Raw genomic sequence first — 24,748 nt, 5'->3', positions numbered from 1 at the left:
CATGACCGCACCCACCGCTGCCGGCTGCGCCGCTCCCGACCAGGCCGCCCCGCTGCCCGCGAGCCTCGACCTGGAGAAGGAGACCGTGATCACCGGCGTCGTCCGGTCCGACGCGGGCGAGGCCGTGCCGGGCGCGTACGTCCGGCTGCTCGACTCGACCGGTGAGTTCACCGCCGAGGTGGTGACCTCGCCGGCCGGCCAGTTCCGGTTCTTCGCCGCGCCGGGCACCTGGACCCTGCGGGCGCTCTCCCGGCACGGCAACGGCGACACCGCCGTGACCGCCAGCCGGGGCATCAACGAGGTCGCCGTCACCGTCGCCTCCTGACCCACGCTCCGATCGGCCCGTGGCCCGTCCCCTCGCCGAGGGTGGCGGGCCACGACCGTCTCCGGGCGCGTTCCACCGGCGTGACACGATGGCGTCGTGAACGGTGTCGTAGCGGCGGGGCAGGCCCCGCCCACCGGTCCCGCCCGGCCGGCGTCCCGGCGGTGGCTGCCCTGGCTGCTCGCCGCCACCGTGGCCTGGGCGGTGCTGCTGACGGTGCTCACCTGGGCGTCGGTGCGGGACGACCCGCCGACCGTCCGGGAGCAGCGCAGCCTGGCCGAGGCCGGCCCGGTCGTCGACCGCGCGGCCGGCGAGTTGGTCGCGGCGGCCGGCGACACCGCCGTGCTGACCCCGCCCGAGATCGAGCGGGGCTGCCGGGTCACGCCGTTCGCCGACGGCGCCATCCTGACCCGCGGGGTGGACGTGTTCGTCCCCGTCGGCCTGGAGCGGGCCCTGCTGGAGCGGGTCGCGGACCGGCTCCCCGGGCACTGGCGGGCCGGGGTCCGGGTGACCTCGGATGACGGCCCCCGGCTGCGCGCCGACGCGGGCGAGTTCGTCACCGTCGAGGGCACGGTCGTCGGGGACGGCCGGGTCCGGCTGACCGCCGACACGGGCTGCCGGCCGATCGGCGACGGCTACGCCGCGCCGGCGACCGGCGCCACGGGCGCGGAGACCGATGCCCTGGCGGTGGCGCTGCGGGCCCTCGGCGGCCCGGCCGGGGCGGCCCCCGAGGTGGTCGTCGCGCCCTGCCCCGCCGGCGGCGCCGCCCGCACCGCCCGCGCCGCCGCCGTCCCGGCCCCGCCGTCCCTGGCCGCCGCGCTGGCCCCCGTCGCCCGCGTCCCGATGCTGCAAACCCCCGAGGCGTACGCCTACCGGCGCGGCGGCGTCATGGTCATCGCCGGTCTCTCGGGTGACCGGGTCGCCCTCTCCGCCACCACCGGCTGTCCGGCCTGAGACCGGCGGTCAGTGGCCGGGAGCGTGGTCGTGCGGGCTGCGGCTGCGCCCGAGCGCGTCGACGTGACCCCAGCGGCCGGGGATGTCGAGCAGCTCGACCCGCCCCATCCCCTCGGGCACGGCGGGATCGATGATCAGGTGCTCGCCCTGCGGCTCCAGCCCCAGCATCACCCGTAGCAGCAGCAGCGGGGTGCCCGCCGACCAGGCCTGCGGGCTGCACGCGGTCGGGTACTCCACCGGGTACTCGGTGAGGCTCCGCTCGTAGCCGGCGAAGGCCTCCGGCAGCCGCCCCCCGAAGAACCGGGACGCGGCAAGCATCGCCTCGCAGATCTCGCTGGCCTCCCGGCGGAACCCGTACCGCCACAGGCCCCAGGCGATGATCGAGTTGTCGAACGGCCACACCGTCCCCACGTGGTAGCCGACGGGGTTGTACCGCCCCTGGTCGTCGGCGAGGGTCCGTACGCCCCAGCCGGAGAAGAGCCGCGGGCCCAGCAGGTGCTCGGCGACCCGGCGGGCCCGCGACTCGTCCACGATGCCGCTCCACAGCAGGTGCCCCATGTTGGAGCTGAGCGCGTCCACGTGCCGGCCGTCGGCGTCGAGGGCGAGCGCGTAGAACTCCCGTTCCGGGATCCAGAAGTCCCGGTTGAACCGCATCTTCAGCTCGGCCGCCTCCCGCTCCAGCCGGTCGGCGTACGCGGGGTCGCCCCAGAACGTCCGGGCCAGCCGTGCGCCGCGGATCTTCGCGTCGTACGCGTACCCCTGGAGTTCGCAGGTGGCGCGGGGGAAGCCGGGCAGCCGGCCGTCGTGGTAGGAGATCGAGTCCCAGGAGTCCTTCCAGCACTGGTTCTGCAGCCCCGTCTGCGGGTTGCGCGTCTGGTACCACAGGTATCCGGTCCCGAGCAGGTCGCCGTACGTGTCGATCCAGGTGAGCGCGGCACGGGTCTGGGCCTCCAACTGCCGCACCAGCCCGGCGTCGCCGGTCCACCGCTCGTACTCGTCGAGCAGGATGACGAACAGCGGCGTGGAGTCCGCCGACCCGTAGTACGGCGAGTGGGGCTGCTCCTCGAAGCCCGCCGTCTCGCCGTAGCGCAGCTCGTGCAGGACCTTGCCCGGCTCCTCGTCCCGGAAGTCGTCGATCCGGCAACCCTGAAGGCCGGCCAGCATCAGGATGGTCGCCGGGATCAGCTCCGGCAGGAAGGGCACCACCTGGAGCGAGGTGATGATGCTGTCCCGACCGAACAGGGTCATGAACCACGGGAGCCCGGCCGCCATCAGCCGCACGCCGAGGGTGATCGACTCGTAGCGCAGCGCCGCCAGGTCGGCCAGGCTCTGCCGGTACGCCCCGGCCAGCGGCTGGCAGTCGCAGCCGAGCTTCGGCGCCCGGGCGATCAGCTCGTCGTGCTCGGCCCGGATCGCGGGCGCGGTGCGGCTGCCGCCGTAGAGCGGCAGGCTGGCCCGGATGTCCTCGCCGCGCGCCCCGTAGACGACGGTGGCCACCCGCAGCCGGGTGCGCCACTCGCCGTGCGGGGCGAGGCGGATCCGGAAGGTCATGCCGGACACCTCGACGTGCGCGGGCGCGCTGGAGCTGATCACCGTCTCGCGGTGGAAGTTCTCCCGGCGGTAGGTGAGGCGCAGCTCGTCGTCGCCGACGGTGGCGGTGCTGTGGCCGTGCTTCTGCCGGACGTGCTTGATCTCGAACAGGTCCGCGAAGTCGGCGCCCATGTCCAACCGGACGGTGAACTCCGTCTCCCTCCCGGCGTGGTTGAGCAGCGTCAGTTCCTCCTCGAAGCTGTCGCCGATGGAGCGGCGCCGGATCACCGACACCTTCGCGTCCAGGTAGTGCGTCGGCTCGCCGGGGACGAGGAAGAAGCGGGTGCGGAAGGACTCCGCGTCGTCGACGCTGAGCGCGTGCAGCCGTTCGCCGTCGAGGGTCAGCACCCAGGTGGAGAGGAACCGGGTGTCGAAGGAGAAGAGCCCCGTCGGGAAGTCGAGGGACGGCTCGATGTCGCCGTGCCGGTCGCTGACCAGGAAGGTGTTGCCGTCCAGGATGCTGACCGACTCCCTCACCGCAGCCGTCCGGCCTGCTCGCGGACGACCTCGCGGGGATCCCGGGTGCCGGGTGGGTCGGGGAAGAACCGGCGGAACGCCAGGAAGAGCACGACCTCGCCGCTGAAGCTGCTCTCGTTGCGCAGCACGCTCGAGATCGCCTGGGTCCGGCCGGTGACGAGCCGGTCGAACAATTCCTCGCTCGTGTACCAGATCGCGTCGGCCGGCCCCCGGTTGCGGCTGACGTCGATCGCGCCCGGCTGAAGCCGGACCAGCCAGTGCACCGTCTGGTTGCCCCGGGCGAGGTCGATCTGCATCGTCCCGCTGACCGGACTGCGCAGCACCTGCGGGGCGCGCGCCGGCAGTGATTCGAAGAACCGCTCCGTCGCCTCGGTCACATCCGAATCGTAGGCATTCGCCCGAAGTGCCGGGACGGTATCGAGGGGCGAGGGTCAGTAGACCAGCGCCTGCGCCCCCTCGGCCATCGCCTCCTCGACGAAGACCGCCGCGCCGGCGATGCGGACGCCCGGCAGCACGTCGTCCGGGCCGATGTCCCGACGGGCGGCGCACTGGGTGCAGGCGGTCACCGTGCCGGTCGTGAGGATCACGTGCAGCAGCTCGGCCAGCGGGGCCGAGTGCGGCAGCTCGAACTCCTGCGCCCGGCCCGGCAGCGCGAACCACGTCGACTCCCCGGTCAGCCAGAGCGACACGTGCACCCCGGCGGCGGCCGCGGTGGCGGCGACGGTGAATGCCTGGGCGCACCGCTCGGGGGCGTCCCCGCCGGCGGTGGCCTTGACGACGAGAGTGCGGGCCATGGGGCCCAGCATAGGATGGTCGCGATGGTTACCGAGATCGGGTTCGTCAGCCTGCTGGTCGCCGGCCTGGGCGCGCTCGCCGGTGGCCTGGTCTACCTTGCCGTACGCATATCGAGAGGACGTTGGTGAGCGCGAGGAGTGAGCCGGTCTTGCGAGCCCCGCAGTCGCGAACGAGGAGAGGCGGAGTGAACCGGTGAGCGACGAGAACCCCCTGCAGCCACCGCCGTGGCTGAACGCGCCGCCGGTCGACCCGTACCCCTACGAGGAGAGCCACGACCTGCGGGTCGGCCCGAAGCTGCACCCGTCGCTGGACGGCCTGCTGCCGTACGTCGGGGTGTGGCGCGGCCGTGGCCGGGGCGGCTTCCCCACGATCGAGGACTTCGACTACGCCCAGGAGATCCGGATCAGCCACGACGGCCGGCCGTTCCTGTTCTACGAGTCGCGCGCCTGGATCCTGGACGAGCAGAGCCGGCCGGTCCGTCCGGCGGGCCGTGAGGTCGGCTGGTGGCGGCCGGTGATGGACGGCGAGCGGGTCACCGACGAGCTGGAAGCGCTGATGACCACGCCGACCGGGGTCATGGAGCTGCACATCGGCAAGCGCAAGGGCACCCAGCTCGAGTTCGTGACCGACGCGGTGGTCCGGACGGCGACCGCCAAGGAGGTCACCGCCGGTCACCGCCTCTTCGGCATCGTCGAGGGCGCGCTGCTCTACGCCCAGGAGATGGCCGCCGTCGGCCACGGCCTCTCGCCGCACCTCTCCGCCCGCCTCACCCGCGTGGCCGGCTGACCCGCCCGACCCGTCGCCCCTCCCCGGTCAGGGGAGGGGGAAGCCCAGCAGGGCTTGGAGGGCGGGCGTGTGCGGGGAGCGGCGCAGCGGGACGGCGTCCAGGGTGCGGACCTCCGCCAGGCCACGGACGGACGAGGTGAGCCAGACGCCGTCGGCGGAGTGCAGCTCGGCCGGGGTGACGAGGCGCTCGTCGGGGCGCAGGCCCAGTTCGTGGGCGTGGGCGAGGAGCCAGGCGGCGGTCACGCCCGGCAGGACGCCCGTCTCGGCGGCGGGCACGGTGCGGAGGGTGTCGCCGGCCAGCCAGACCAGGTTGGCGGTCGGGCCCTCCAGGGCGTACCCGTCGGAGGAGACCCAGAGCGCGTCGTCCACCCCGCTGCGGGCCGCCCAGCGGCGGGCGGCGGTGCTCACCGCGTACGACGTGGACTTGACCCCGGCGGGCAGCCAGTCGAGTGCGGCGCGGGCCCGCGCCGCGACGCCGAGCGGCAGGGTGGCGACGGTGATCCCGTCCCGGCGGGCCGCCCGGGTCGCCGCCGGCACCTCGCCCAGCGTGGCGTGGACGCTCGGCGGGCCACCGCCCTCCGGGCCTCGGGTGCAGACCAGCCGCAGCGCGCCCTCGACCTCGGCCGGCCAGCCGGCGCTCACGGTCTCCAGCAGGCCGACCAGCACGTCGGTGGGGGGCAGGGGGAGCTCGACGGCCGTCGCCGCTTGAACCAGCCGGGCCAGGTGGGCGTCGCGCAGCCACGGCCGCCCGCCCCGCAGGTGCATGGTCTCGAAGAGCCCGTCGCCGTGCAGCACACCCCGGTCGTCGCCGCGCAGCACCGGCTCCCCGGGCGGCACCAGCCCGCGCCCCGGCACGGCGATCCTCGACGCCACCATGACCGCCGAGCGTAGCGGCGGGCCTGCGTACCGCCGCCGCCCGGGCGGGAGGCCACCGCCCGCCCGACGCCGTCACCGGTGGCGCGGGAACTCGACGGGCCGTTCGACCCGGCGGCCGGGGCGGTCGGGCGAACTATGATCGGACGGTGTCCGAATCCTCCCTCGCGGAAATGCTCCGCGCCCGTGGGCTGCGGCTGACGGCGCAGCGGCAACTGGTCCTCCAGGCCGTGCTCGACCTGGGGCACGCCACCCCGGAGCAGGTGCACACGGCCGTCCGGGAGGTGGCCGCGGGGGTCAACATCACCACCATCTACCGCACGCTGGAGCTGCTGGAACGGCTCGGCCTGGTCACCCACACCCACCTCTCGCACGGCTCGCCGACCTACCACGCGGCCGGCGAGGACCAGCACGTCCACCTTGTCTGCCGGGAGTGCGGCGCGATCGACGAGATCGATCCGGAGCTGCTGCGCCCGCTGGCCGACCGGTTGGCGCAGCAGCGCGGGTTCCGGGTGGACATCGGCCACGTCTCCCTCTTCGGTGTCTGCGACCGCTGCGAGAACGGGGACCGGAAATGATCGATATCGCGGGCGCGGTGAGCGTCGAGAGCATCGACGAGGCCAGCCGGGACCAGCCCGAACCGGCGCACGTGGCGGCCGGCGTCCGGGGGGTGGCCGCGCACTACGGCGACCCGATGCGCGAGCAGCGCACCCTCGAGACCGCAGTCGGCCTGGTCGACCGCTCGCACCGGGGCGTCGTCGCGGTGCCGGGCGAGGAGCGGATCGGCTGGCTGCACACCCTCACCACCCAGCACCTGGCGCAGCTCGCCGCGGGCCAGGGCACCGAGCTGCTGGTGCTCTCGCCGCACGGGCACGTCGAGCAGCACGCCATGGTGGCCGAGGACGGCATCACCACCTGGCTCGACACCGAGCCGGGCGCCACCACCGGCCTGCTGTCCTACCTCGAGAAGATGCGGTTCTTCAGCCGGGTCGAGCCGCGCGATGCGACCGGCGAGCACGCGCTGCTCTCGCTGGTCGGGCCGGAGGCCCCCGCCGCGGCGGAGACGCTCGGCGCGACCGGGCTGGCCGCCCCCGACGTGGTCGCGGTGCCCGGCCCGAAGTTCCGCTCCGGCGAGGTGCCGCCCCGGCCGACCGCGCTGTACGACGTCAAGCCGCTCCCGGTCGGCGGGTGGGCGCGACGCGGCCCGCTGGGCGTGGACCTGCTCGTGCCCCGGGCCGCGATGGAACAGGTGGTCACCCAGCTGCGCGGCAACGGGGTGCCGGTGGCCGGGCTGTGGGCGTACGAGGCGGTGCGGGTGGCCGCCCGGCGGGCCCGGGTCGGGGTGGACACCGACCACCGGACGATCCCGGCCGAGGTGGACCTGGTCGCCCCCGCCGTGCACCTCGACAAGGGCTGCTACCGGGGCCAGGAGACCGTGGCCCGGGTGCACAACATGGGCCGGCCGCCGCGTCGGCTCGTCCTGCTGCACCTGGACGGGGTCACCACCGACCAGCCGCCGGTCGCCGGGACGCCGGTGACCCTCGACGGCCGGGCGGTCGGCTTCGTCGGCACCGCCGTGCACCACCACGAGCTGGGCCAGGTCGCCCTGGCCGTGGTCAAGCGCAACGTCGCCGACGACGCCCGCCTGCTCGTCGGCGAGACCGCCGCCGCGATCGATCCGGCCTAACACTCCGGCGGCGAAAGAATCTCTCCTTCGCGGCGCCGAGGCCGGAAAAGTTCCGGTCGACTGGCTCCCTGACCTCGGTCTAGGATCCGGGCATGACGACAGGGACGTTGATCACGGTTGCCCCCACCGGCGCGGAGTCGGCCAAGGCGGAGGTGCCGGCGCTGCCGGTGACGCTCGACGAGCTGCTGCTCACCGCCAAGGAGTGCGAGGCGCTCGGCGCCGCCGTGATCCACGTCCACATCCGCGACGACGAGGCGAAGCCGACCCTGGACCAGGGGCGGCTGCGGGAGACCGTGGCGGCGCTGCGGGAGAGCACCGACCTGATCGTGCAACTCTCCTCCGGCGGCGCGGTGACCGACCCGGAGGCCGACCGGCTCGCCGTGCTCGACGCGGGGCCCGACATGGCCTCCTGCACGATGGGCACGCTCAACTTCGGCGACGACGTCTTCCTCAACCGGTGGGAGTTCATCGTCGACCTGCACACCCGGATGCAGGAGCGCGGCATCGTGCCGGAGTACGAGATCTTCGACCTCGGCCACCTGACCGCGTTGCAGCGCCTGCTCGGCAAGTACGGCCTGCCGGCCGGCGGGCACGTGCACGTCGACTTCGTGATGGGCGTGCCGGGCGGCATGCCGGGCACCACCTCGGCGCTGGTCGCCGCCCACCAGGCGCTGCGCGACCTGCCCGAGGGCACGACCTTCTCGGCCACCGGCATCGGCCGCAGCACCATCCCGGTCATGCTGGCGTCGCTCTCGGCCGGCGGGCATCTGCGCGTCGGCATGGAGGACACGGTGACCTACGCCAAGGGCCGCCCGGTGGAGTCCAACATGCAGCTCGTCGCCCGGGCTGTCGGCTTCGCCCAGCTCGCCCAGCGGCCGCCGCTGACCACCGCCGAGGCGCGTGGGCTGCTCGGCGTGCCGGCCGCCGGTCGGTAAGCGGCGGCCCCGCCGACGCTCCTGTACGCCCGGGTGTCGACTGCCTGGTCACCCGCCCGCCGGGGGCGGCCGGGCGGTCGGTACCGTCCACACCGTGGGAAAGACGTACGAGGGCGGCGTGCCGCTCGCCGAGGTGGTCCGGTCCGGGTTCGTCGAGGGCGTGCACCGGGGCTCGGTGGTGGTGCTCGACGCCGACGGCGCGTCGGTGGCCGGTGCCGGGGACGTGACCTCCCCGGTCTTCCCGCGCTCGTCCAACAAGCCGATGCAGGCGGTCGGGATGCTCCGCGCCGGGCTGGCGCTGACCGACCCGGCGGACGTGGCGCTGGTCGCGGCCAGCCACGCCGGGGAGGACTTCCACCTGGCCCGGGTCGGCGCGCTGCTGGCCGGCGCGGGGCTGGACGAGTCGGCCCTGCACTGCCCGCCGGACCTGCCGGTGGGCGAGGACGCGCGGGCCGCCGTGCTGCGCGCCGGCGGGGGTCCCACCCGTACGCAGATGAACTGCTCCGGCAAGCACAGCGGGATGCTGCTGACCTGCCTGGCGGCCGGCTGGCCGCTCGACGGGTACTGGCGCCCGGAGCACCCGTTGCAGCAGCGGCTCCGCGACGCGGTCGAGGAGTTCACCGGTGAGCGGGCGGCGGCGGTCGGGGTGGACGGCTGCGGCGCTCCGGTGCTGGCGGTGTCCCTGACCGGCCTGGCCGGGGCGTACCTCCGACTGGTCTCCGCGGAGCCCGGCGCCCTGCCCCGGACGGTGGCCGACGCGATGCGCGCCCATCCGGAGATCGTCGGCGGCACCCAGGCCGACGACACCCGGCTGATGCGCGGCGTCCCCGGGCTGCTCGCCAAGGTGGGCGCCGAGGGCGTCATCGCCGTCGCGGTGCCCGGGACCGGCGCTGTCGCCCTCAAGATCGACGACGGTGCGGGCCGGGCGCGGATGCCGGTGCTGGTCTCTGCCCTGCGCCGCCTCGGCCTGGACGCCCCGGTGCTGGCGGAGTACGCCGAGGTGCCGCTCTTCGGCGGCGGCCTCCCGGTCGGCGCCGTACGCCCCGTCTGGTAGCCGCCGCCGCGCGCCCTGCCCGGCGACGCCGCGACCGACGGTCACCCGCCGACGCCGGACGCCAGCCCGGCGATGCCGCGACGGTCAACCGGCGACGCTGCGACGGTCAGCCCGGCGATGCCGCGACGCCCAGCCCGCCGACGCCGGACGCCCGGCCGGCGCCGCGACGGTCAGCGCACCGACCGCCGAGCACCGGGCCGGGTCGGGCGTCAGGGCAGGAAATCGAGCAGGGCGGCGTTGACCGGGGCGGGACGCTCCAGCGGCAGCAGGTGGGCCGCGTCCGGCACGTCGGGCAGGCGGGTCGCGCCCGGTGCCTCGGCTGCGATCCGGTCCGCGAGCCGGTTGATGTCGGGCACGTCCGCGGCGCCGGCGGTGACCAGGACCGGCACCCGTAGCTCACCGAGGCGCCCGATCGCGGGCGGGTCGAGTTCGGCGACGTCCACCGCGCTGAGGGCCTGCTCGGCGGCGAGCGCCCGCCGGTCCATCTCGACGGCGAACGCGACCAGCTCCGGGTCGACGTCCTCCGGGCGGCGTCCGGGGCCGACCACCCAGAACCGCACCTCACCGGCGGCGCTGGCGGCGAAGTCCTCCGGGTCGACCTCGCCCACCAGGGTGTCCCAGAGGCCGTTCGCCTCCTCGGACCACTCGTGCCCGGAGACGGCGGTGCCGAGCAGGGCGAGCGCGGTCACCCGGTCGGGGTGGGCCAGTGCGGTGTCGATGGCGACCGCGCCGCCGAACGAGCAGCCGACCAGGGCGGCCCGGGGGAGGTCGAGCGCGTCGAGCAGCCCCGCCACGTCGTCGTGGTGGGCGAACGGGGCGGGTGGCAGCTCCGAGTCGCCGTAGCCGCGCAGGTCCAGGGCGATCACCCGGTGCCGCTCGGCCAGCGGGCCGATCTGTCCCCGCCACATCCGGCGGTCCGCGATCCCGGCGTGCAGCAGGACGACGGGGGTGCCGCTGCCGGTGTCGTCGTACGCGAGCAGCGCGCCGTTCACTTCGATCTTGGTCATCGCAGGAAGGTACGCAGGTGGCGATCGGGCACGCAACTTGCACACGTGAGACCTCGCTAACTCTGGTTAGCACTTTGCTTGCAAGAGCTAGCGGGGCGGGCTACCGTCGGGGTATGGCCACTGGTAAAGACCTTCCCGACGTCGGCGGGTTCATTCGCGATCTGCGCCGCAACGCGAAGATCTCGCTCCGACAGCTCGCCGAGCAGGCGGGGGTCAGCAACCCGTACCTCAGCCAGATCGAGCGCGGCCTGCGCAAGCCGAGCGCGGAGGTGCTCCAGCAGCTCGCCAGCGCGCTGCGGGTCTCCACCCCGGCGATGTACCTGCGCGCCGGGCTGCTCGACGACAAGGAGGGCCAGGGCGTGCTCGCGGCCATCGCGGTCGACCCCGACCTGACGATGGCGCAGAAGCAGTCCCTCACCCAGATCTACGAGACGTTCCGGCGGGAGAACGCGCGGCTCGCCGAGGCGACCGCGGCGGCCGCCGGCGCCACGCCGGAGGGCGCCACCCCGGGCGCGCCCGAGGCCGCCGAGGCGCCGGACCTGGCCAACCTCGCCGCCACCGGGCCCACCACGCCGGAGGGCACCCCGACCGAGGCCGTCCTCGAGTCGGTCGCCGTCACCGAGGCCGGCCCCGCCCCCGCTCCGACCGACACGCCCGAGAAGAAGGCCGCCCGCAGGGCGGTCCGGAAGGCCGCCGACGCGGCCGAAGAGGAGAAGTGATGACCCAGCCGAAGACCCACCGCATCCCGGCCCCGATCTACGCCGCCGCCGGCGCGGGCGAACTGGCCCTCCAGCAGCTCCGCAAGCTTCCCGCCGTGGTGACCGACCTCGGCACCAGGGTCGTCGCCGACCTGGGCGGCAAGGCCGTCGTCACCGGCTTCGAGCTGCGGCAGAAGGCCAACGACACGCTCCGCACGGCGAACCTGACCGCCAGCGGCCTGCGGGAGAAGGCCGCCTCGTCCGACCTCGACCTGAAGCGCCTCCGCGAGGCGGCCGACCTCGACAAGCTCCGCGAGGTCGCGGACCTGAACAAGCTCCGCGAGGTCGCCGACCTGAACAAGCTCCGCGAGGTCGCGGACCTGGACAAGCTGCGCGAGGTGGCGACCCGCAACGCCGCCGTGGTGGTCGCCGGCGCCCAGGCCGCGCAGGAGCGGGCGCAGGCCGCGTACGTCGCGCTGGTCGCCCGGGGTGAGCGGGTCGTCGGCGCCGGCGTGCTGGAGGCCGCCGAGACCGTGAACGCCGACATCGAGGCCACCGAGGCCGAGGTCGAGCCGGCCGGGACCGCCGCGAAGCCGGCCGCGACGACGCCGACCACCCCGACCACCGCCGAGGTGCCGACGCCGGCCGACGTGGCCGAGGTTGTGGAGGCCAAGCCGGCCGCCGCCAAGAAGGCGACCCGGGCGCCCCGGGCCACCAAGGCCGCCGCCAAGCCGGCCGCCACGCCGTCGGCGAAGCTGCCCCGGGCCACCAAGCGGACCCGCCCGGCCGCCGAGTAGTCCCGCTGCGCCGGCGACCCCGGAGGCGTCCTGTCGGACGTTTCCGGGGTCGCCGGCATAAGCTTGCCGTCATGGCCCACGCCGCGCCGCTCTTCGCCTTCGAAGTCCGCTACGTGATCGAGCTGATCCTGCTCGTGTTCGCGTTGATCGTGCAGGGCGTCGCCCTGGTGCACGCCATCACCCAGCGCTCCGACGCCTTCGCCGCCATCGGCACCCTGCCCAAGGGTGGCTGGGTCGCCATCCTCGCCGTCTGCCTGGTGCTGACCCTGCTCGGCTTCGGCCCGATCAGCCTCTTCGGCCTGATCGGCATCGCGGCGGGTCTCATCTACCTGCTCGACGTCCGGGTCGGCCTGCGCGACCTGAGCGACGGCAGAGGGTTCTGGTGAGAGGTTTCCGCTGGCCGCCCCCGCCGGACGGCGGGCCCCGCACCTGGGGGCCCGGCCCCGGTGCCCCACGCACCGGCAGGCCGGCCCTGCCCGAGCCGGAGACCGAGCTGGTCGCCACACCGCACGGCGTACGGCTGGAGCAGCTCGTCACCGGCGCGGGTGACCCGACCACCGTGTTCGCCCACGGCCTGGGCAACGGCATCGCCACCACCCGGCCGTTCGGCAGCGGGGTGACCGGCCGCAAGCTCTTCTTCCAGTTCCGCGGGCACGGCCGCTCCGACGCGCCACCCGGCCCGTGGAGCTACCTGGACCTCGCCCGCGACCTGCGCGCGGTCGCCGACCTGGGCGGCGCCACCCGGGCCTTCGGCGCCAGCCTCGGCGCGGGTGCGCTCTGCCGGCTGCTCGCCGAGAGCCCCGAACGCTTCGAGCGGCTGGTCTTCTTCCTGCCGGCGGTGCTGGACCGGCCGCGCGGCGAGGTCGCCCGGGCCCGGCTGACCGCGTTGTTCGACGCCGTCGATAGCGGGGACGCCTCCGCCGTCGCCGACGTGGTCCAGGCGGAGCTGCCGCCGGCGGTACGCAACACCCCGGCCGGCTGGGCCTACCTGCGCCAGCGGCTCGACCAGCTCCTCCGCGACGGGCTCGCCCCCGGGCTCGCCAGCCTGCCCGAGCAGGCGCCGCTGCGCGACGCCGGGTCGCTGGCCGCGGTCACCGCGCCCGCCCTGGTGATCGGCTGCGCCGGCGACGACCTGCACCCGGTCGAGGTCGCCGAGCAGCTCGCGGCCGCGCTGCCCCGGGCCACCCTGCACGTGTACGACCGGCCCGGCGTCCTCTGGACGGAACGCGCCGACCTGCGCAGCCGGATATCCGCCTTCCTCAACGAGTAACGTGCCCTGACATGGGCGTCACACACCACGGTCGTACGCACCGGCTGGACCTCGCCGACCCGACGCTGCGGGAGTGGGAGTGCACCGTGCTGCACGCCGACCCGGAGCAGGGGATCGTGCTGGACCGGTCGGCGTTCTACCCGGGCGGTGGCGGGCAGCCGCCGGACCACGGCGTACTGCTCTGGCAGGGGGTGCAGACCCGGATCGTCGGCACCCGCAAGGGCGACGACCTCTGGCTGATCCCGGCCGAGGGCGACCCGCTGCCGCCGGCCGGCACCCCGGTGACCGGTGCCGTCGAGGACGAGCGGCGCACCCGGCTGATGCGGACCCACTCCGGGCTGCACGTGCTCTGCGGAGTGGTGTTCCGCGACTTCGGCGCGCTCGTCACCGGCGGCAACATGGAGCCGGGCGAGGCCCGGATGGACTTCAACCTGCCCGAGGTGCCGCCCGACTTCAAGAGCCGCATCGAGGAGCTGGTCAACGCCGAGGTGGCCGCCGACCGGGCGGTCGCCGTGCGGGTGCTGCCCCGGGCCGAGGCGCTCGCCCTGCCGGACATCATCCGGACCCAGTCCAACCTGATCCCGCCGAGCGAGCAGGAGGTCCGGATCGTCGACATCGTCGGGCTGGACGTCCAGGCCGACGGCGGCACGCATGTCGCGTCCACCGCGCAGATCGGCAAGGTGCAGGTGGTCAAGGTGGAGAGCAAGGGCCGCGCCAACCGTCGCGTCCGCGTACGGCTGACCGACTGATCCGGTGGCTCCCGGCGTCGGACACCGACGCCGGGAGCCGAGCCGTCACACCAGGTCGATCCGCTCCCGCTCGATCGGGTAGCCCGCCCTGGCGAAGGTGGCGGCCATCGGGTGGTTCGTCTGGTCGGTGGCCGCCACGATCTCCTTCATCCCCGCCTCGACCAGCAGGTTGGTGGCCTCGACCAGCAGGTCGTACGCGTACCCGTGCCCGCGCTGCTCGGGCACCACGCCGACGAAGCCGACGATCGGGTCGCTGTGGTTGCGGGCCGGCACGGTGACGCCGACCAGCTCGCCGTCGGGCGTCCAGGCCAGCCGCCACCAGTCGCGCGGGCTCGGCAGCCAGCGCAACAGGTCGAGTTCCTCCTGCGCCGCCGCGTCCGGCCCGTGCTCGGCGGCGGTGTGCCGGGTGTGCGCGTCGAGGCTCTCCTCGCCGACCCGGCGCAGCACGTCGAGGATCACGGCGTCGTCCGGCTCCGGTCGGAACTCCAGCCGGCCGGGACGGGCGGGCAGCCCGCACTCCGGCTTCCAGCGGTAGCGGTACCGCTCGACGAGCACCGACATGCCGGCTGCCGTCGCGGCGTCGATCCGGGCCTCGGCCTGGGCACGGACCGCCGGGTCGTCCCGCCAGCCGGGCGGCACCGAGAGCGAGTACTCGGCCCGCAGCGGCGCGGTCCGGAGCAGCCGGACCGCCGCCTCCCGGTCGGTGAAGTCGAACCAGTCGAGGGCCAGCGGCGCGGCGTCGTCCGGCCCGCCCCACCAGGCGGCGCGGGCCACCACCAGGTCGCCGCGCAGGGCCACCCAACTCCACTCGGGACGGTACTGGCTGTCAGCGGCCATGTCGGAGTAGTTCTGGCCGAACGCGGCGCGGCCCACCAGCCCGGGGTCGGGCAGCGAGTCGAACAGTTTTTCCTCGCCCACGGTGAGTGGGCGGATGACCAGGTCGGTCATGGGGATCCTTCCGGGTGTGACGTGCTCCCGGGTCAGGACCGTGGCGTCCTCGCGGCCGGGTGGGAGCACAGCGATGTCGTGATGGACACGGTGCCCACCTCCCTTCCAAGATCGAGGACGCCTGAGCAGACTAGCAGGCGCTCCGGCCGGCCCAACCGCATCGCGGCCCCGGTCCCGGCGGACGGCCAGAGCCTCGGCGCGGCGGACTCAGTCCCCGGCGCGGCGGGACTGCCGACGGGCTTCGGTGCGGCGGCGTTCGCCGGCGGGCTCAGCGCGGGACGACGGTGGTCGGCCAGCTGCGCAGACCCGTCCTGCCGCGCCTGTCGAGCTGCCCCACGGACAGGGGCAGGCCCGGTGGCCCGTCCGGCCCGTCGGTCCGCCGCGTCGAAACGGTCTCATGGACGGGGCAGCTCGACAGCGCGGCGTGGACAATGCCTCGCCGCTCGCCGCTCGCCGCTCGCCGCTCGCCGCTCGCCGCTCGCCGCCCGGCTCCTGCCGGATCCCCCGGAACCGGGGGGAGTGCGGGCGCGGGTCAGGGCGCGGTCAGCTCGGGCGGCAGGTGGGCGGCGCGGACGTCGAGCAGCCAGCGCTCCACGGTGGCCTCGTCGGGGCGGTCCGGCAGCGGGGAGCGGGCGCGGTCGAAGTCGCGTTCCGCCTCGGCGAGCAGCGTGCGCGCCTCCTCCAGTTCGCCGTCGGCCACCCGATCGCCGAATGCCCGGAACCACCCGGGGTCGGCGAGCCGGATCTCCAGCACGCCGGTCCTGTAGAGCAGCCGGCCCTGGTGCACCAGCCGGGCCAGGTGCCGGGCGTGCTTGGCGGTCCGCCGCCGCGTGTCGGCCGAGAACGTGCCGTCGCCCCGGGACTCCAGCTTGCGGAACTGCTGGCCGGCGTAGCCGAGGTAGGCGTCGCGGACGCGGGGCGCGCTGAGGAACGCCGACCGGATGGCGATCAGCCGATCGCCGAACTCCGTCCGGGTCTCGTAGCAGTCGTCCGGCAGCCAGGCCAGCTCGGTGGCGGTCGGGTTGCCGCTCAACGCGAGCCGGCACCACTTCGCGGCCTCGTGCAGGGTCGTGTCGGGGGCGGTGGTCACCACCGACTCGCGGGGCGGGCGCAGGCCGTGGAACGCGACGGTGGGCGCGGCGAAGACGCCGATCCGGTCGACGTCGGAGCCCGGCCCGGCCAGCCCGTACGCGACCGAGCCGACGATGCCGGAGAGCAGCAGGTGCATGCCGCCGAGCATGACGCACGGCCCCGGGTGCGGAAAACCGGACTTCCGCTGTCAGGTATCGCTGACAGGCTGGCGGGCATGACGACACCGCTGACAGGGAAGATCGCGCTCGTCGCCGGGGCGACACGGGGCGCCGGCCGGCAGATCGCCGTCCAGTTGGGCGCGGCCGGCGCCACCGTCTACGCCACCGGCCGCAGCACCCGGGCCGGCCGCTCCGAGATGGACCGGCCGGAGACCATCGAGGAGACCGCCGAGCTGGTCACGGCGGCCGGCGGCACCGGCATCGCCGTCCGGGTCGACCACCTCGTGCCCGAGCAGGTCCGCGACCTGGTCGCGCGGATCGACGCCGAGCAGGGCCGGCTCGACGTGCTGGTGAACGACATCTGGGGCGGCGACCCGCTGATCACCTGGGAGAAACCGGTGTGGGAGCAGCCGCTGGACGCCGGCTTCCGCACCCTGCGGCTGGCGATCGACACGCACATCATCACCAGCCACTTCGCCTTGCCGCTGCTGATCCGCCGCCCCGGCGGCCTGGTGGTGGAGGTCGGCGACGGCACCAGGGAGTACAACGACGCCAACTACCGGCTCTCGGTCTTCTACGACCTCGCGAAGGTCTCGGTGAACCGGCTCGCGGCGAGTTGGGCGCACGAGGTGGCGCCGCACGGGTGCACCGCCGTCGCGCTGACCCCGGGCTGGCTCCGGTCGGAGTCGATGCTGGAGCTCTTCGGCGTCACCGAGGAGAACTGGCGGGACGCCCTGGACAAGCAGCCGCACTTCGCCATCTCGGAGTCGCCGGCGTTCGTCGGGCGCGCGGTGGCCGCCCTGGCGGCCGACGAGGACCGGGGCCGCTGGAACGGACGGTCCGTGTCCAGCGGCGAGCTGGCCAAGGTGTACGGCTTCACCGACCTCGACGGCAGCCGGCCGGACGCCTGGCGGTACCTGGTCGAGGTGCAGGACCCGGGCAAGCCGGCCGACGTCACCGGCTACCGCTGACCGTCGGCGTCCGTCCGCGCGGTCCCGGGCCGAGGCCGCGTCGCGTAGAGCGCGGCGGCGCGGGACGTGGCCTCGGCCAGTCGCGCCCGCAGCTCCGGCGGGTCGAGCACCTCGACCTCCGGCCCCAACGCCAGCAACTGGCTGTACGCCACGTCGACGGACTCGACGGGCAGCCGGGTCACCACCCGGCCCTGCCCGTCGGGCCCGTCGGCGGCGGCGACCGCCTCGTCGTACGCGAAGGGAGCGTCGGCCAGGTGCCGGAGCTGGCGCAGGCCGGCGGGGCTCAGCCGGACGGTGACCCGGTCCCGCAGCATGCCCCGGAGGAACGCCTCGGCATGCTCCCGCCAGTACCGGGCCAGGTCGAAGCCCTCGTCCCGGTCGAACGTCTCCCCGCGCACCGCGACCTCGGTCACCCGGTCCACCCGGTACGTGCGCACGTCGTCGCCGACCCGGCCGACCAGGTACCAGACGCCGCTCTTGAGCACCAGGCCGTACGGGGACAGCTCCCGGGTGACCTCGCGGTCCCCGCGCCGGTAGCGCAGCTCGACCACCCGGTCCCGCCAGACCGCCCCGGCCAGCTCGGTCAGCCACGGCGGCGGCCCCACCTCCCGGAACCAGCCCGGCACGTCCAGGTGGAACCGCTGCCCGGTGCGGGCCGGCGCGTCGCGCAGCGCGGGCGGCAGCGCGGCCAGCACCTTCAACTCGGCCGAGGCCACCGCGTCGGCGAGCCCCATGTCGCCGGCCGGCCCGCGCAGCCCGGCCAGGAAGAGCGCCTCCGCCTCGTCCCGGGTCAGCCCGGTCAACCGGGTCCGGTAGCCGCCGAGCAGCCGGTAGCCGCCGGTCCGCCCCCGGTCGGAGTAGACCGGCACCCCGGCGGCGGAGAGCGCCAGCACGTCCCGGTAGACGGTCCGCTCGGACACCTCCAACTCCCGCGCCAGCTCGGCCGCGGTCATCGTCTCCCGCGCCTGGAGCAGCAACACCAACGAGATCAACCGGGCCGCCCGCACCCGTCCATCCTGCCCCGATGCCGTACGGCCGCTGTCGGGGCGTCGCCCGGCGGCGGCCACTAGGCTCTGCGGTCGTGAACGCACCCCGTATCGCCGCGCCCGTGACCGGCGCCGTCGGCCGGTTCTTCACCGGCGTGGGCCTGCTCCTGCGCGGCCTCGGCCTCTACGTCCGCAGCCCCGGGCTGATGCTGCTCGGTATCGTGCCGGCGCTGATCTCCGGTGTGCTCTTCGTGGCCGCGTTCGCCACCCTGGCGTACTTCGTCGACGACCTGGCCGCGCTGGTCACGCCGTTCGCCGACGACTGGTCGGCCACCTGGCGCAACCTGGTCCGGGTGGTCGCCGGGCTGGCCTTCCTCGGCATCGGCGGCCTGCTCGCGGTGGTCAGCTTCACCGCGGTCACCCTGGTCATCGGCGACCCGTTCTACGAGAAGATCTCCGAACGGGTCGAGGAGCGCCTCGGCGGCACGCCCGGTGCGGTCGACGTGGCGTTCTGGCCGTCGCTGCGGCGCAGCCTCGCCGACTCGGTACGGCTGGTGGGCCTGTCGGTGCTGTTCGGCATCCCGCTCTTCGCCGCCGGGTTCGTCCCGGTGGTCGGCCAGACCGTGGTGCCGGTGATCGGCGCGGCGGTCGGCGGCTGGCTGCTCGCCGTGGAACTGGTCGGCGCCCCCTTCTACCGGCGCGGGATGCGGCTGCCGGAGCGCCGGTCGATCCTCAAGGCGGACCGGCCGACCACGCTCGGCTTCGGGGTGGCGGTCTTCGTCTGCTTCCTGATCCCGCTCGGCGCGGTGCTGGTCATGCCGGCCGCCGTCGCCGGGGCGACCCTGTTGGCCCGCCGCTCGCTAGGCCAGCCCATCACGGCGGGCTGACGCGTGCGGGGCCGTCAGGACAGCTCGCGCAGGCAGGACCAGCTCGATCCGACCGGGCGGTAGCCGAGCCGGACGTTGACCGCCAGCATCGGCGCGTTCGCCTCGTCGTTCGAGGTGTAGGCGACGCGTACCCCGGTGGCGGCGGCGCGGTGCAGCGCCGCCGTCTTGGCCAGGCGGGCGAGCCCGCGCCCCCGGTGCTCCGGCACCGTGGCGGTGTAGTCCGACCACATCCGGTCGCCGTCCCGCTTGACGAGGCTGAACGCCACCACCTCGCCGCCGACCTCGGCCGCCGTGCTGGCCGCGCGGTCCAGGCCCAGGTTGTCCCAGACCTCGGAGCGCCAGCTCTCGTAGCTGATCGAGTCGGCCGGCACGTCCCCCGGCTCGTCGGCCGCCGCCGCCGTCTCGGCCAGGTAGACCCGACGCGGGTCCACGTCGGTCAGCGGGAGCAGCCGTACGCCCGGCGGCGGCTCCGGCATCGGCGGGGCCGGCCGCAGGTCCAGCGCGGAGTAACGCAGCTCCCGGCTCGGCGTGAACCCGTGCCGGCCGGCGAACGGCAGCGACTCCGGCAGCGCCCAGGTACGTACCCGGCGCGCCCCGATGTCCCGCAGGTGCCCCAGCGCGGCGGCCAGCAGCGCGGTGCCGGCGCCCCGGCCCCGGTGCTCCGGGTGGACGTGCAGCGTGGAGATCTCGCCGACGTCGGGCTCCGAGGTCCGGTCGTTGCGGTACGCCGACGCCCAGCCGACCACCGCGTCGTCCACCTCGACGACGTACGCGGTCCAGTCCTCGCCGGGCGGGGGCTGGGCGATCATCCGCCGGGTCGACTCGACGCCGCGCACCAGGTAGGGGTGCACGAGCGCGCGCATGGCCACCACGGCGGGCGCGTCGTCGGGGCGGGCGGTCCGGATGCGCACGTCAGTTCTCCTCGCGGACGGCGGCGACGGCCTCGACCTCGACGAGCTGGTCGGTGTAGCCGAGCACGGCCACCCCGAGCAGAGTGCTGGGCGGCTCGTGGTCGCCGAACACGTCCCGGACCACCTCCCACACGGCCACCAGGTCGGCCTGGCGGGACGACGCCACGTAGACGGTGGTCTTGACGACGTCGGTGAGCCGGGCGCCGGCCGCCGCGAGGGCGGTCTCCAGGTTGGCCATCACCTGCCGGGCCTGGCCGACGGGGTCGCCGGGCGCGACGGTCCGCCCCTCGGCGTCGAGCGGGCAGGCGCCGGCGGTGAAGACTAGCCGGGCCGGCGGCTCGACCGTGGCCGCGTACGCGTACTCGGCGACGTCGGAGAGGGCAGGTACGCGGATCAGGTTCGCGGTCACGCGCGCGACGCTACCGGCGCCCGTATTGCGGCTCTACGGATTAATCCGGCACCGGACGGGTGCGGCGTTAGGAAGGGGCCCTTCCTATACAGAAGGCGTTAACAAGGTGCCCTTCCTTACACATCAGGCCGACCGGCGGACCACCAGCTCGGTGGGGAGCACCACGGCCCGCTCGATCGCCTCCCCGGCGGCCAGCCGCAGCAGCAGCCGGGTCATCCGCCGGCCGAGCTCCACGATCGGCTGGCGGACGGTGGTCAGCGGGGGCTCGGTGTACGCGGCCGTCTCAATGTCGTCGAAGCCGATCACCGCCACGTCGTCCGGCACCCGCCGCCTCGCCTCGCGCAGCGCCCGCAGGGCAGCGTGCGCCATCAGGTCGGAGGCGGCGAAGACCGCGTCCAGGTCGGGGTGCTCGGCGAGGAGCTGCCGCATCGCCGTCGTCCCGGACTCGCGGGTGAAGTCGCCGGTCGCCACCAGCTCCGGCAGGCCGGCCTCGGCGACCGTGTTCCGGTAGCCGGTGAGCCGTTCGATACCGGCCACCATGTCCTGCGGGCCGGCGATGGTGGCGATGCGCCGGCGACCGCCCGAGATCAGGTGCCGGACCGCCGTGGTCACCCCGCCGACGTGGTCGACGTCGACGTACGGCACGTCGGCGCCGTCGAGCGGGCGACCGCTGCACACCACCGGGATGCCCAGCCGGGCGAGCCGGCCGGGCAGCGGGTCCTCGCCGTGCAGCGAGGCGAAGAGCACCCCGTCCACGTGCCGCCCGGTGGTGTAGCGCTCCACCCGGTCGTGCCCGGCCGGCGAGCCGGCGAGCATGAGCACGAGCTGCTTGTCGGCGGCCTCCAGCTCCTGGGCGGCACCCCGGATGATGCCCGGGAACACCTGGTCGTCGGAGAAGACCCGGGTGGCGGCCTCCGGCAGCACCAGGGCGACCGAGTCGGTCCGCTGGGTGACCAGGCTGCGGGCGGCCAGGTTCGGCACGTATCCCAGCTCGGCCACCGCCCGGCGGACCGCCTCCCGGATCGGCTCGGCGACGGTCGTGGAGCCGTTCACCACCCGGGAGACGGTCGCCCGCGAGACCCCCGCCCGCCGGGCCACCGCCTCCAGTGTCGGCCGCTGCGCCGTCGTCATCCCCGTTACCACCGCCTCGTCACAGCCCGTTCCGGGAGATCACCTCCTGGTACCACCGGGCGCTGGACTTCGGTGTGCGGCGCTGGGTCAGGTAGTCGACGTGGATGATCCCGAACCGTCGGCGGTACCCCTCGGCCCACTCGAAGTTGTCCAACAACGACCATACGAGATAGCCCCGCAGGTCCACCCCTCGGGAGATCGCCTCGTGCGCGGCGCGCAGGTGCCCGTCGAGGTAGGCGATCCGGTCGGCGTCGAGCACCTGCCCGGCGCCGTCGGGGGCGTCGGTGCCGGCCTTGTCGGGAAACGCGGCGCCGTTCTCGGTGATCAGCAGCGGCACGCCGGGGTAGTCGGTGGCGAGCCGCTCCAGCAGCCGGGTCAGCCCGGCCGGCTCGATCATCCAGCCCATGTCGGTCAGCGGCCCGACCGGCGGCAGGAACTCGACCGCGCCGTCGGTGCCCGGATACGCGCTGCCGCCCGCGCCGTCCGGCCGGCCGGCGACGTAGGTGGGCGCGTAGTAGTTGACCCCGAGCAGGTCGATCGGGGCGGCGATCAGCTTCTCGTCGCCGTCCCGGACGAACGTCGGCTCGACGATCCGGGCCACGTGCTCCAGCACGTCCTCCGGGTAGGCCGCCCGCAGCAGCGGGTCGAGGAAGATCCGGTTGTGCAGGCCGTCCACCAGGCGGACCGCCGCCGCGTCCGCGGCGCTGTCGGCGTCGGCGGGGCGCACGTCGGCCGGGTTGACGGTGATCCCGACGGTCTCCGCGCCGGCCGCGCGCAGCGCGCGGGCCGCCAGGCCGTGCCCGAGCAACAGGTGGTGTACGGCGGCGAAGGCCGCGCCCGGGTCCCGTTCCCCGGGGGCGTGCACCCCGTTGCCGTAGCCCAGGTACGCCGAGCACCACGGCTCGTTGAGCGTGGTCCAGGTGCGCACCCGGTCGCCGAGCCGGGCGTGCACCGCCGTGGCGTACGTGGCGAGGTGCTCGGCGGTCTCCCGGTTGGTCCAGCCGCCCCGGTCCTGGAGGTTCTGCGGCAGGTCCCAGTGGTAGAGCGTGATGATCGGGTCGATGCCCCGGTCTAGCAGCGCGTCGGTGAGCCGGTCGTAGAAGTCCAGGCCGCGCGGGTTGACCGGGCCGCTGCCGTCGGGCTGGATCCGTGGCCAGGCCACCGAGAAGCGGTACGCCTTCAGCCCCAGCTCCGCCATCAGCGCCACGTCGTCGGCGTACCGGTGATAGTGGTCGCAGGCGACGTCGCCGGTGTGCCCGTGGTGGACCTTGCCCGGCGTACGGCTGAAGGTGTCCCAGATCGACGGGCCGCGACCGTCGGCGGTGGCCGCGCCCTCGATCTGGTACGCGGCGGTCGCCGCGCCCCAGACGAAGTTCTCGGGGAATCGCAGAGTGCTCACGACTTGATCGCACCTTCCATGATGCCGCCGATGATCTGGCGGCCGAACAGGACGAAGACCAGGAGCAGCGGAAGGGTGGCGATGGCCGTCCCCGTGAACACCTGGGACATGTCGGTGTAGTACCCGTCGGAGAGGGTGCGCAACGCCAGCTGCACGGTCGGGTTCTCCGGATCGTTGAGGACGGCGTACGGCCAGAGGAAGTCGTTCCAGGTCGTCATGAAGGTGAGCAGCCCGAGCACGGCGGCGGCCGGGCGCAGCGCCGGCAGCACCACGTTCCAGTAGATCCGCGCGGTGCCGCAGCCGTCGATCCGGGCCGCCTCGATCAGCTCGTCGCTGACGGCCTGGCCGGCGTACTGCCGCATCATGAACACCCCGAAGCCGGTGACCAGGGCCGGCACGATCACCGCCGGCAGCCGGTCGTTCCAGTTCAGCCTGGTCATCAGCAGGTAGAGCGGGATGACGCCGAGCTGGGTGGGCACCATCATCGTCGCGATGATGACCATGAGCAGTGCGTTGCGTCCCCGGAACCGCAGCTTGGCGAAGGCGAACCCGGCCAGGGTGGAGAAGAAGACCACCGAGACGGTGACCGTGGACGCCACGATCGCCGAGTTGACCAAACCGGTGACGAAGTACGCGTCGGTGTTGCCGAGCAGGCGGGAGATGTTCGCGCCGAGGTTGCCGCCGGGGGTGACCGGGGGCGGGAGCTGGCCCATCGCGTCGTTGGAGCGGCTCGCCACCACGAACATCCAGTAGATCGGGAAGATCGACAGGACCCCGGCGGCGATCAGCGCGGCGTAGGTGAGCCGGCTGGCGGCCCAGAGGCGGGTCATCGGGGTCCTTCCTTCGGCCTCGCGTCCACCTTCGGGGGCCGCGAGGCGCCGAGCCGGCGCAGGAGCAGCACGTTGACCGCCGCGACGACCGCGATCAGCGCGAAGAGCAGCCACGCCACCGCCGAGCCGTACCCGAAGTTGTAGTGGGGCGCGAAGGCGTTCTCGAACATGTACATGGTCACGGTCTGCGACTCCCGCAGCGGTCCGCCGCGGATCGGGTTGGTCCCGGAGTGGAAGAGCCGGGGCTCGGTGAAGAGCTGGAGCCCGCCGATGGTGGAGATGATGACGGTGAAGATGATCGTCGGCTTGAGCAGCGGCACGGTGATCGACCAGAACTGCCGGGCCCGGCCGGCGCCGTCGATGGCGGCCGACTCGTACAGGTCGCGCGGGACGGCCTGCATCGCGGCCAGGAAGATCAGCGCGTTGTAGCCGGTCCACCGCCAGTCGACCATCGCCGAGATGGCCACCCAGGACGCGAAGCGGTTGGACTTCCACTCGACCGCGTCGATTCCGACCAGGTCGAGCAGCCAGTTGACCATGCCGAACTCGCGGCCGAAGAGCACCCCGAAGACGATCGCGACGGCGGCGGTCGAGGTGATGTTGGGGATCAGCACCGCCATCCGGAACGTCGTCCGGGCCCGCAGCCGCCGGTTGAGCAGGTTGGCCAGCCAGAGCGCGGCCAGTAGCTGCGGGATGGTGGAGATGACGAAGATGCCGAGGGTGTTGACGACCGCGTGCCAGAAGTCGGTGTCCGCCAGCAGGCGGCTGTAGTTGTCGAGGCCGACGAACGGGTGGTCGCTGCCGAGCAGGTCCCAGTCGTGCAGCGAGACCCAGAACGTGTAGGCCAGCGGGTAGACCCCGAACACCGCGAAGATCACGAAGAACGGGGCGACGAAGAGGTAGGGCGAGAACTTCGTGTCGAGGCGGCTGAGCCGCATCCCCGGCGTACGCCGGCCGGTGCGGGGCGCCGGTGCGACCGGTGGGCGCGCGTCGAGCTGGGCGGTCATGCCCGAACCACACTCCTTTTCCGGT

29 protein-coding genes are annotated in these 24,748 nt (G+C 74.2%); 15 read left to right on the top strand and 14 right to left on the bottom strand.

Annotation, left to right across the window (positions count from 1 at the left end; translation table 11 throughout):
• Position 1: 1 nt before the first annotated feature.
• Both ACZ6Q9_RS18715 and ACZ6Q9_RS18710 read left to right on the top strand, forming a co-directional pair.
• A complete protein-coding gene (locus ACZ6Q9_RS18715) occupies positions 2–325 on the top strand; it encodes a DUF1416 domain-containing protein (RefSeq protein ID WP_357696313.1) in 324 nt (107 codons plus the stop codon).
• A 96-nt stretch (positions 326–421) separates the two neighbouring features.
• Positions 422–1,276 carry a hypothetical protein gene (locus ACZ6Q9_RS18710; protein ID WP_396829114.1) on the top strand — a complete coding sequence of 285 codons (855 nt, stop codon included), beginning with the start codon at positions 422–424 and terminating at the stop codon, positions 1,274–1,276.
• Positions 1,277–1,285: 9 nt separating this feature from the next.
• On the opposite strand, the gene ACZ6Q9_RS18705 is transcribed toward ACZ6Q9_RS18710, so the two are convergent.
• From ACZ6Q9_RS18705 to ACZ6Q9_RS18695, 3 genes are read right to left on the bottom strand one after another with little or no spacing between them, the layout of a single operon-like run.
• Positions 1,286–3,343: an amylo-alpha-1,6-glucosidase gene (locus ACZ6Q9_RS18705; protein ID WP_396829113.1), complete on the bottom strand. Its 2,058-nt coding sequence runs from the start codon at positions 3,341–3,343 to the stop codon at positions 1,286–1,288.
• Positions 3,340–3,720: an SCP2 sterol-binding domain-containing protein gene (locus ACZ6Q9_RS18700; protein ID WP_396829112.1), complete on the bottom strand. Its 381-nt coding sequence runs from the start codon at positions 3,718–3,720 to the stop codon at positions 3,340–3,342. The genes ACZ6Q9_RS18705 and ACZ6Q9_RS18700 overlap by 4 nt, the downstream gene beginning before the upstream one ends.
• 54 nt (positions 3,721–3,774) lie before the next feature.
• Positions 3,775–4,149, bottom strand: coding sequence for a DsrE family protein (locus ACZ6Q9_RS18695; protein WP_396829111.1), 375 nt, complete (start codon positions 4,147–4,149; stop codon positions 3,775–3,777).
• Between the two features lie 12 nt (positions 4,150–4,161).
• On the opposite strand from ACZ6Q9_RS18695, the gene mtfM reads away from it, so the two are divergent.
• Complete coding sequence (mtfM, locus tag ACZ6Q9_RS18690; protein ID WP_267897534.1) at positions 4,162–4,266, top strand: small membrane protein MtfM; 105 nt, start codon at positions 4,162–4,164, stop codon at positions 4,264–4,266.
• A 64-nt stretch (positions 4,267–4,330) separates the two neighbouring features.
• Positions 4,331–4,924 carry a heme-binding beta-barrel domain-containing protein gene (locus ACZ6Q9_RS18685; RefSeq protein WP_350706942.1) on the top strand — a complete coding sequence of 198 codons (594 nt, stop codon included), beginning with the start codon at positions 4,331–4,333 and terminating at the stop codon, positions 4,922–4,924.
• Positions 4,925–4,951: 27 nt separating this feature from the next.
• Here ACZ6Q9_RS18685 and ACZ6Q9_RS18680 read toward each other — a convergent pair whose 3' ends face one another.
• The gene (locus ACZ6Q9_RS18680; RefSeq protein WP_396829110.1) at positions 4,952–5,800 is read right to left on the bottom strand and encodes an aminotransferase class IV; all 849 of its coding nucleotides are present in this window, start codon (positions 5,798–5,800) and stop codon (positions 4,952–4,954) included.
• A gap of 146 nt (positions 5,801–5,946) precedes the next feature.
• Here ACZ6Q9_RS18680 and ACZ6Q9_RS18675 point away from each other — a divergent pair, with 146 nt between their 5' ends.
• The 4 genes from ACZ6Q9_RS18675 to ACZ6Q9_RS18660 all read left to right on the top strand — a co-directional run bounded on the left by ACZ6Q9_RS18675 (position 5,947) and on the right by ACZ6Q9_RS18660 (position 9,473).
• Positions 5,947–6,375: a Fur family transcriptional regulator gene (locus tag ACZ6Q9_RS18675; RefSeq protein ID WP_350706946.1), complete on the top strand. Its 429-nt coding sequence runs from the start codon at positions 5,947–5,949 to the stop codon at positions 6,373–6,375.
• Positions 6,372–7,484: a CAF17-like 4Fe-4S cluster assembly/insertion protein YgfZ gene (ygfZ, locus tag ACZ6Q9_RS18670; RefSeq protein WP_396829109.1), complete on the top strand. Its 1,113-nt coding sequence runs from the start codon at positions 6,372–6,374 to the stop codon at positions 7,482–7,484. Before ACZ6Q9_RS18675 ends, ygfZ begins: the two co-directional genes overlap by 4 nt.
• 92 nt (positions 7,485–7,576) lie before the next feature.
• Positions 7,577–8,419 carry a beta-keto acid cleavage family enzyme gene (locus ACZ6Q9_RS18665; protein ID WP_393457279.1) on the top strand — a complete coding sequence of 281 codons (843 nt, stop codon included), beginning with the start codon at positions 7,577–7,579 and terminating at the stop codon, positions 8,417–8,419.
• Positions 8,420–8,513: 94 nt separating this feature from the next.
• The gene (locus tag ACZ6Q9_RS18660) at positions 8,514–9,473 is read left to right on the top strand and encodes an asparaginase (RefSeq protein ID WP_393457282.1); all 960 of its coding nucleotides are present in this window, start codon (positions 8,514–8,516) and stop codon (positions 9,471–9,473) included.
• Between the two features lie 209 nt (positions 9,474–9,682).
• Here the strand turns inward: ACZ6Q9_RS18660 and ACZ6Q9_RS18655 are convergent, their stop codons facing one another.
• Positions 9,683–10,480 carry an alpha/beta fold hydrolase gene (locus tag ACZ6Q9_RS18655; RefSeq protein ID WP_393264716.1) on the bottom strand — a complete coding sequence of 266 codons (798 nt, stop codon included), beginning with the start codon at positions 10,478–10,480 and terminating at the stop codon, positions 9,683–9,685.
• Between the two features lie 113 nt (positions 10,481–10,593).
• Between ACZ6Q9_RS18655 and ACZ6Q9_RS18650 the strand changes: the two genes are divergently transcribed.
• From ACZ6Q9_RS18650 to ACZ6Q9_RS18630, 5 genes are all read left to right on the top strand, one after another.
• Entirely contained in the window at positions 10,594–11,199 is a 606-nt protein-coding gene (locus ACZ6Q9_RS18650; protein WP_396829108.1) for a helix-turn-helix domain-containing protein, read from the top strand.
• Positions 11,199–11,975, top strand: a complete 777-nt coding sequence (locus tag ACZ6Q9_RS18645) for a hypothetical protein (protein ID WP_396829107.1) — start codon at positions 11,199–11,201, stop codon at positions 11,973–11,975. The genes ACZ6Q9_RS18650 and ACZ6Q9_RS18645 overlap by 1 nt, the downstream gene beginning before the upstream one ends.
• Before the next feature lie 71 nt (positions 11,976–12,046).
• Positions 12,047–12,361 carry a DUF2516 family protein gene (locus ACZ6Q9_RS18640; protein WP_357696340.1) on the top strand — a complete coding sequence of 105 codons (315 nt, stop codon included), beginning with the start codon at positions 12,047–12,049 and terminating at the stop codon, positions 12,359–12,361.
• Complete coding sequence (locus ACZ6Q9_RS18635; RefSeq protein WP_393457288.1) at positions 12,358–13,245, top strand: alpha/beta fold hydrolase; 888 nt, start codon at positions 12,358–12,360, stop codon at positions 13,243–13,245. Before ACZ6Q9_RS18640 ends, ACZ6Q9_RS18635 begins: the two co-directional genes overlap by 4 nt.
• A gap of 11 nt (positions 13,246–13,256) precedes the next feature.
• The gene (locus ACZ6Q9_RS18630) at positions 13,257–13,994 is read left to right on the top strand and encodes an alanyl-tRNA editing protein (protein WP_396829106.1); all 738 of its coding nucleotides are present in this window, start codon (positions 13,257–13,259) and stop codon (positions 13,992–13,994) included.
• Positions 13,995–14,039: 45 nt separating this feature from the next.
• Here ACZ6Q9_RS18630 and ACZ6Q9_RS18625 read toward each other — a convergent pair whose 3' ends face one another.
• Entirely contained in the window at positions 14,040–14,942 is a 903-nt protein-coding gene (locus ACZ6Q9_RS18625; protein ID WP_396829105.1) for a GNAT family N-acetyltransferase, read from the bottom strand.
• Between the two features lie 532 nt (positions 14,943–15,474).
• Entirely contained in the window at positions 15,475–16,170 is a 696-nt protein-coding gene (locus ACZ6Q9_RS18620; protein WP_393457297.1) for a nucleotidyltransferase domain-containing protein, read from the bottom strand.
• A gap of 78 nt (positions 16,171–16,248) precedes the next feature.
• Here ACZ6Q9_RS18620 and ACZ6Q9_RS18615 point away from each other — a divergent pair, with 78 nt between their 5' ends.
• Positions 16,249–17,163, top strand: a complete 915-nt coding sequence (locus tag ACZ6Q9_RS18615) for an SDR family oxidoreductase (RefSeq protein ID WP_393457300.1) — start codon at positions 16,249–16,251, stop codon at positions 17,161–17,163.
• On the opposite strand, the gene ACZ6Q9_RS18610 is transcribed toward ACZ6Q9_RS18615, so the two are convergent.
• Positions 17,154–18,170, bottom strand: a complete 1,017-nt coding sequence (locus tag ACZ6Q9_RS18610) for a helix-turn-helix transcriptional regulator (protein WP_396829104.1) — start codon at positions 18,168–18,170, stop codon at positions 17,154–17,156. The two genes, ACZ6Q9_RS18615 and ACZ6Q9_RS18610, sit on opposite strands and share 10 nt — an antisense overlap.
• A 74-nt stretch (positions 18,171–18,244) precedes the next feature.
• Between ACZ6Q9_RS18610 and ACZ6Q9_RS18605 the strand changes: the two genes are divergently transcribed.
• On the top strand, positions 18,245–19,036 hold the full coding sequence (locus ACZ6Q9_RS18605) for an EI24 domain-containing protein (protein WP_393457306.1): 792 nt from the start codon (positions 18,245–18,247) through the stop codon (positions 19,034–19,036).
• 14 nt (positions 19,037–19,050) lie between these two features.
• On the opposite strand, the gene ACZ6Q9_RS18600 is transcribed toward ACZ6Q9_RS18605, so the two are convergent.
• The 6 genes from ACZ6Q9_RS18600 to ACZ6Q9_RS18575 form a co-directional block, all read right to left on the bottom strand.
• Positions 19,051–19,947, bottom strand: coding sequence for a GNAT family N-acetyltransferase (locus ACZ6Q9_RS18600; RefSeq protein ID WP_396829103.1), 897 nt, complete (start codon positions 19,945–19,947; stop codon positions 19,051–19,053).
• A gap of 1 nt (position 19,948) precedes the next feature.
• Positions 19,949–20,356 carry a RidA family protein gene (locus ACZ6Q9_RS18595; protein ID WP_396829102.1) on the bottom strand — a complete coding sequence of 136 codons (408 nt, stop codon included), beginning with the start codon at positions 20,354–20,356 and terminating at the stop codon, positions 19,949–19,951.
• A gap of 123 nt (positions 20,357–20,479) precedes the next feature.
• Entirely contained in the window at positions 20,480–21,487 is a 1,008-nt protein-coding gene (locus ACZ6Q9_RS18590; protein ID WP_396829101.1) for a LacI family DNA-binding transcriptional regulator, read from the bottom strand.
• Positions 21,488–21,506: 19 nt separating this feature from the next.
• Positions 21,507–22,886: a GH1 family beta-glucosidase gene (locus ACZ6Q9_RS18585; RefSeq protein WP_393264743.1), complete on the bottom strand. Its 1,380-nt coding sequence runs from the start codon at positions 22,884–22,886 to the stop codon at positions 21,507–21,509.
• Positions 22,883–23,716, bottom strand: a complete 834-nt coding sequence (locus ACZ6Q9_RS18580) for a carbohydrate ABC transporter permease (RefSeq protein ID WP_396829100.1) — start codon at positions 23,714–23,716, stop codon at positions 22,883–22,885. The genes ACZ6Q9_RS18585 and ACZ6Q9_RS18580 overlap by 4 nt, the downstream gene beginning before the upstream one ends.
• Positions 23,713–24,723 carry a carbohydrate ABC transporter permease gene (locus tag ACZ6Q9_RS18575; RefSeq protein ID WP_396829099.1) on the bottom strand — a complete coding sequence of 337 codons (1,011 nt, stop codon included), beginning with the start codon at positions 24,721–24,723 and terminating at the stop codon, positions 23,713–23,715. The genes ACZ6Q9_RS18580 and ACZ6Q9_RS18575 overlap by 4 nt, the downstream gene beginning before the upstream one ends.
• Between the last annotated feature and the right edge of the window lie 25 nt (positions 24,724–24,748).

Source organism: Micromonospora sp. NPDC049139 (genome assembly GCF_055586845.1).
Note: the sequence above shows the minus strand (reverse complement) of the source record. Positions and strands in the feature narration are given on the sequence as shown.

What these genes read in the sequence shown, in the direction of transcription:
- ACZ6Q9_RS18580 (WP_396829100.1), bottom strand. Translation starts at nt 23,716, where the DNA reads ATGACCCGCCTCTGGGCCGCCAGCCGGCTCACCTACGCCGCGCTGATC.
- ACZ6Q9_RS18630 (WP_396829106.1), top strand. Translation starts at nt 13,257, where the DNA reads ATGGGCGTCACACACCACGGTCGTACGCACCGGCTGGACCTCGCCGAC.
- ACZ6Q9_RS18665 (WP_393457279.1), top strand. Translation starts at nt 7,577, where the DNA reads ATGACGACAGGGACGTTGATCACGGTTGCCCCCACCGGCGCGGAGTCG.
- ACZ6Q9_RS18680 (WP_396829110.1), bottom strand. Translation starts at nt 5,800, where the DNA reads ATGGTGGCGTCGAGGATCGCCGTGCCGGGGCGCGGGCTGGTGCCGCCC.
- ACZ6Q9_RS18640 (WP_357696340.1), top strand. Translation starts at nt 12,047, where the DNA reads ATGGCCCACGCCGCGCCGCTCTTCGCCTTCGAAGTCCGCTACGTGATC.
- ACZ6Q9_RS18655 (WP_393264716.1), bottom strand. Translation starts at nt 10,480, where the DNA reads ATGACCAAGATCGAAGTGAACGGCGCGCTGCTCGCGTACGACGACACC.
- ACZ6Q9_RS18695 (WP_396829111.1), bottom strand. Translation starts at nt 4,149, where the DNA reads ATGCTGGGCCCCATGGCCCGCACTCTCGTCGTCAAGGCCACCGCCGGC.
- ACZ6Q9_RS18590 (WP_396829101.1), bottom strand. Translation starts at nt 21,487, where the DNA reads ATGACGACGGCGCAGCGGCCGACACTGGAGGCGGTGGCCCGGCGGGCG.
- mtfM (WP_267897534.1), top strand. Translation starts at nt 4,162, where the DNA reads ATGGTTACCGAGATCGGGTTCGTCAGCCTGCTGGTCGCCGGCCTGGGC.
- ACZ6Q9_RS18645 (WP_396829107.1), top strand. Translation starts at nt 11,199, where the DNA reads ATGACCCAGCCGAAGACCCACCGCATCCCGGCCCCGATCTACGCCGCC.
- ACZ6Q9_RS18620 (WP_393457297.1), bottom strand. Translation starts at nt 16,170, where the DNA reads ATGCACCTGCTGCTCTCCGGCATCGTCGGCTCGGTCGCGTACGGGCTG.
- ACZ6Q9_RS18615 (WP_393457300.1), top strand. Translation starts at nt 16,249, where the DNA reads ATGACGACACCGCTGACAGGGAAGATCGCGCTCGTCGCCGGGGCGACA.
- ACZ6Q9_RS18575 (WP_396829099.1), bottom strand. Translation starts at nt 24,723, where the DNA reads ATGACCGCCCAGCTCGACGCGCGCCCACCGGTCGCACCGGCGCCCCGC.
- ACZ6Q9_RS18625 (WP_396829105.1), bottom strand. Translation starts at nt 14,942, where the DNA reads ATGACCGACCTGGTCATCCGCCCACTCACCGTGGGCGAGGAAAAACTG.
- ACZ6Q9_RS18650 (WP_396829108.1), top strand. Translation starts at nt 10,594, where the DNA reads ATGGCCACTGGTAAAGACCTTCCCGACGTCGGCGGGTTCATTCGCGAT.
- ygfZ (WP_396829109.1), top strand. Translation starts at nt 6,372, where the DNA reads ATGATCGATATCGCGGGCGCGGTGAGCGTCGAGAGCATCGACGAGGCC.
- ACZ6Q9_RS18715 (WP_357696313.1), top strand. Translation starts at nt 2, where the DNA reads ATGACCGCACCCACCGCTGCCGGCTGCGCCGCTCCCGACCAGGCCGCC.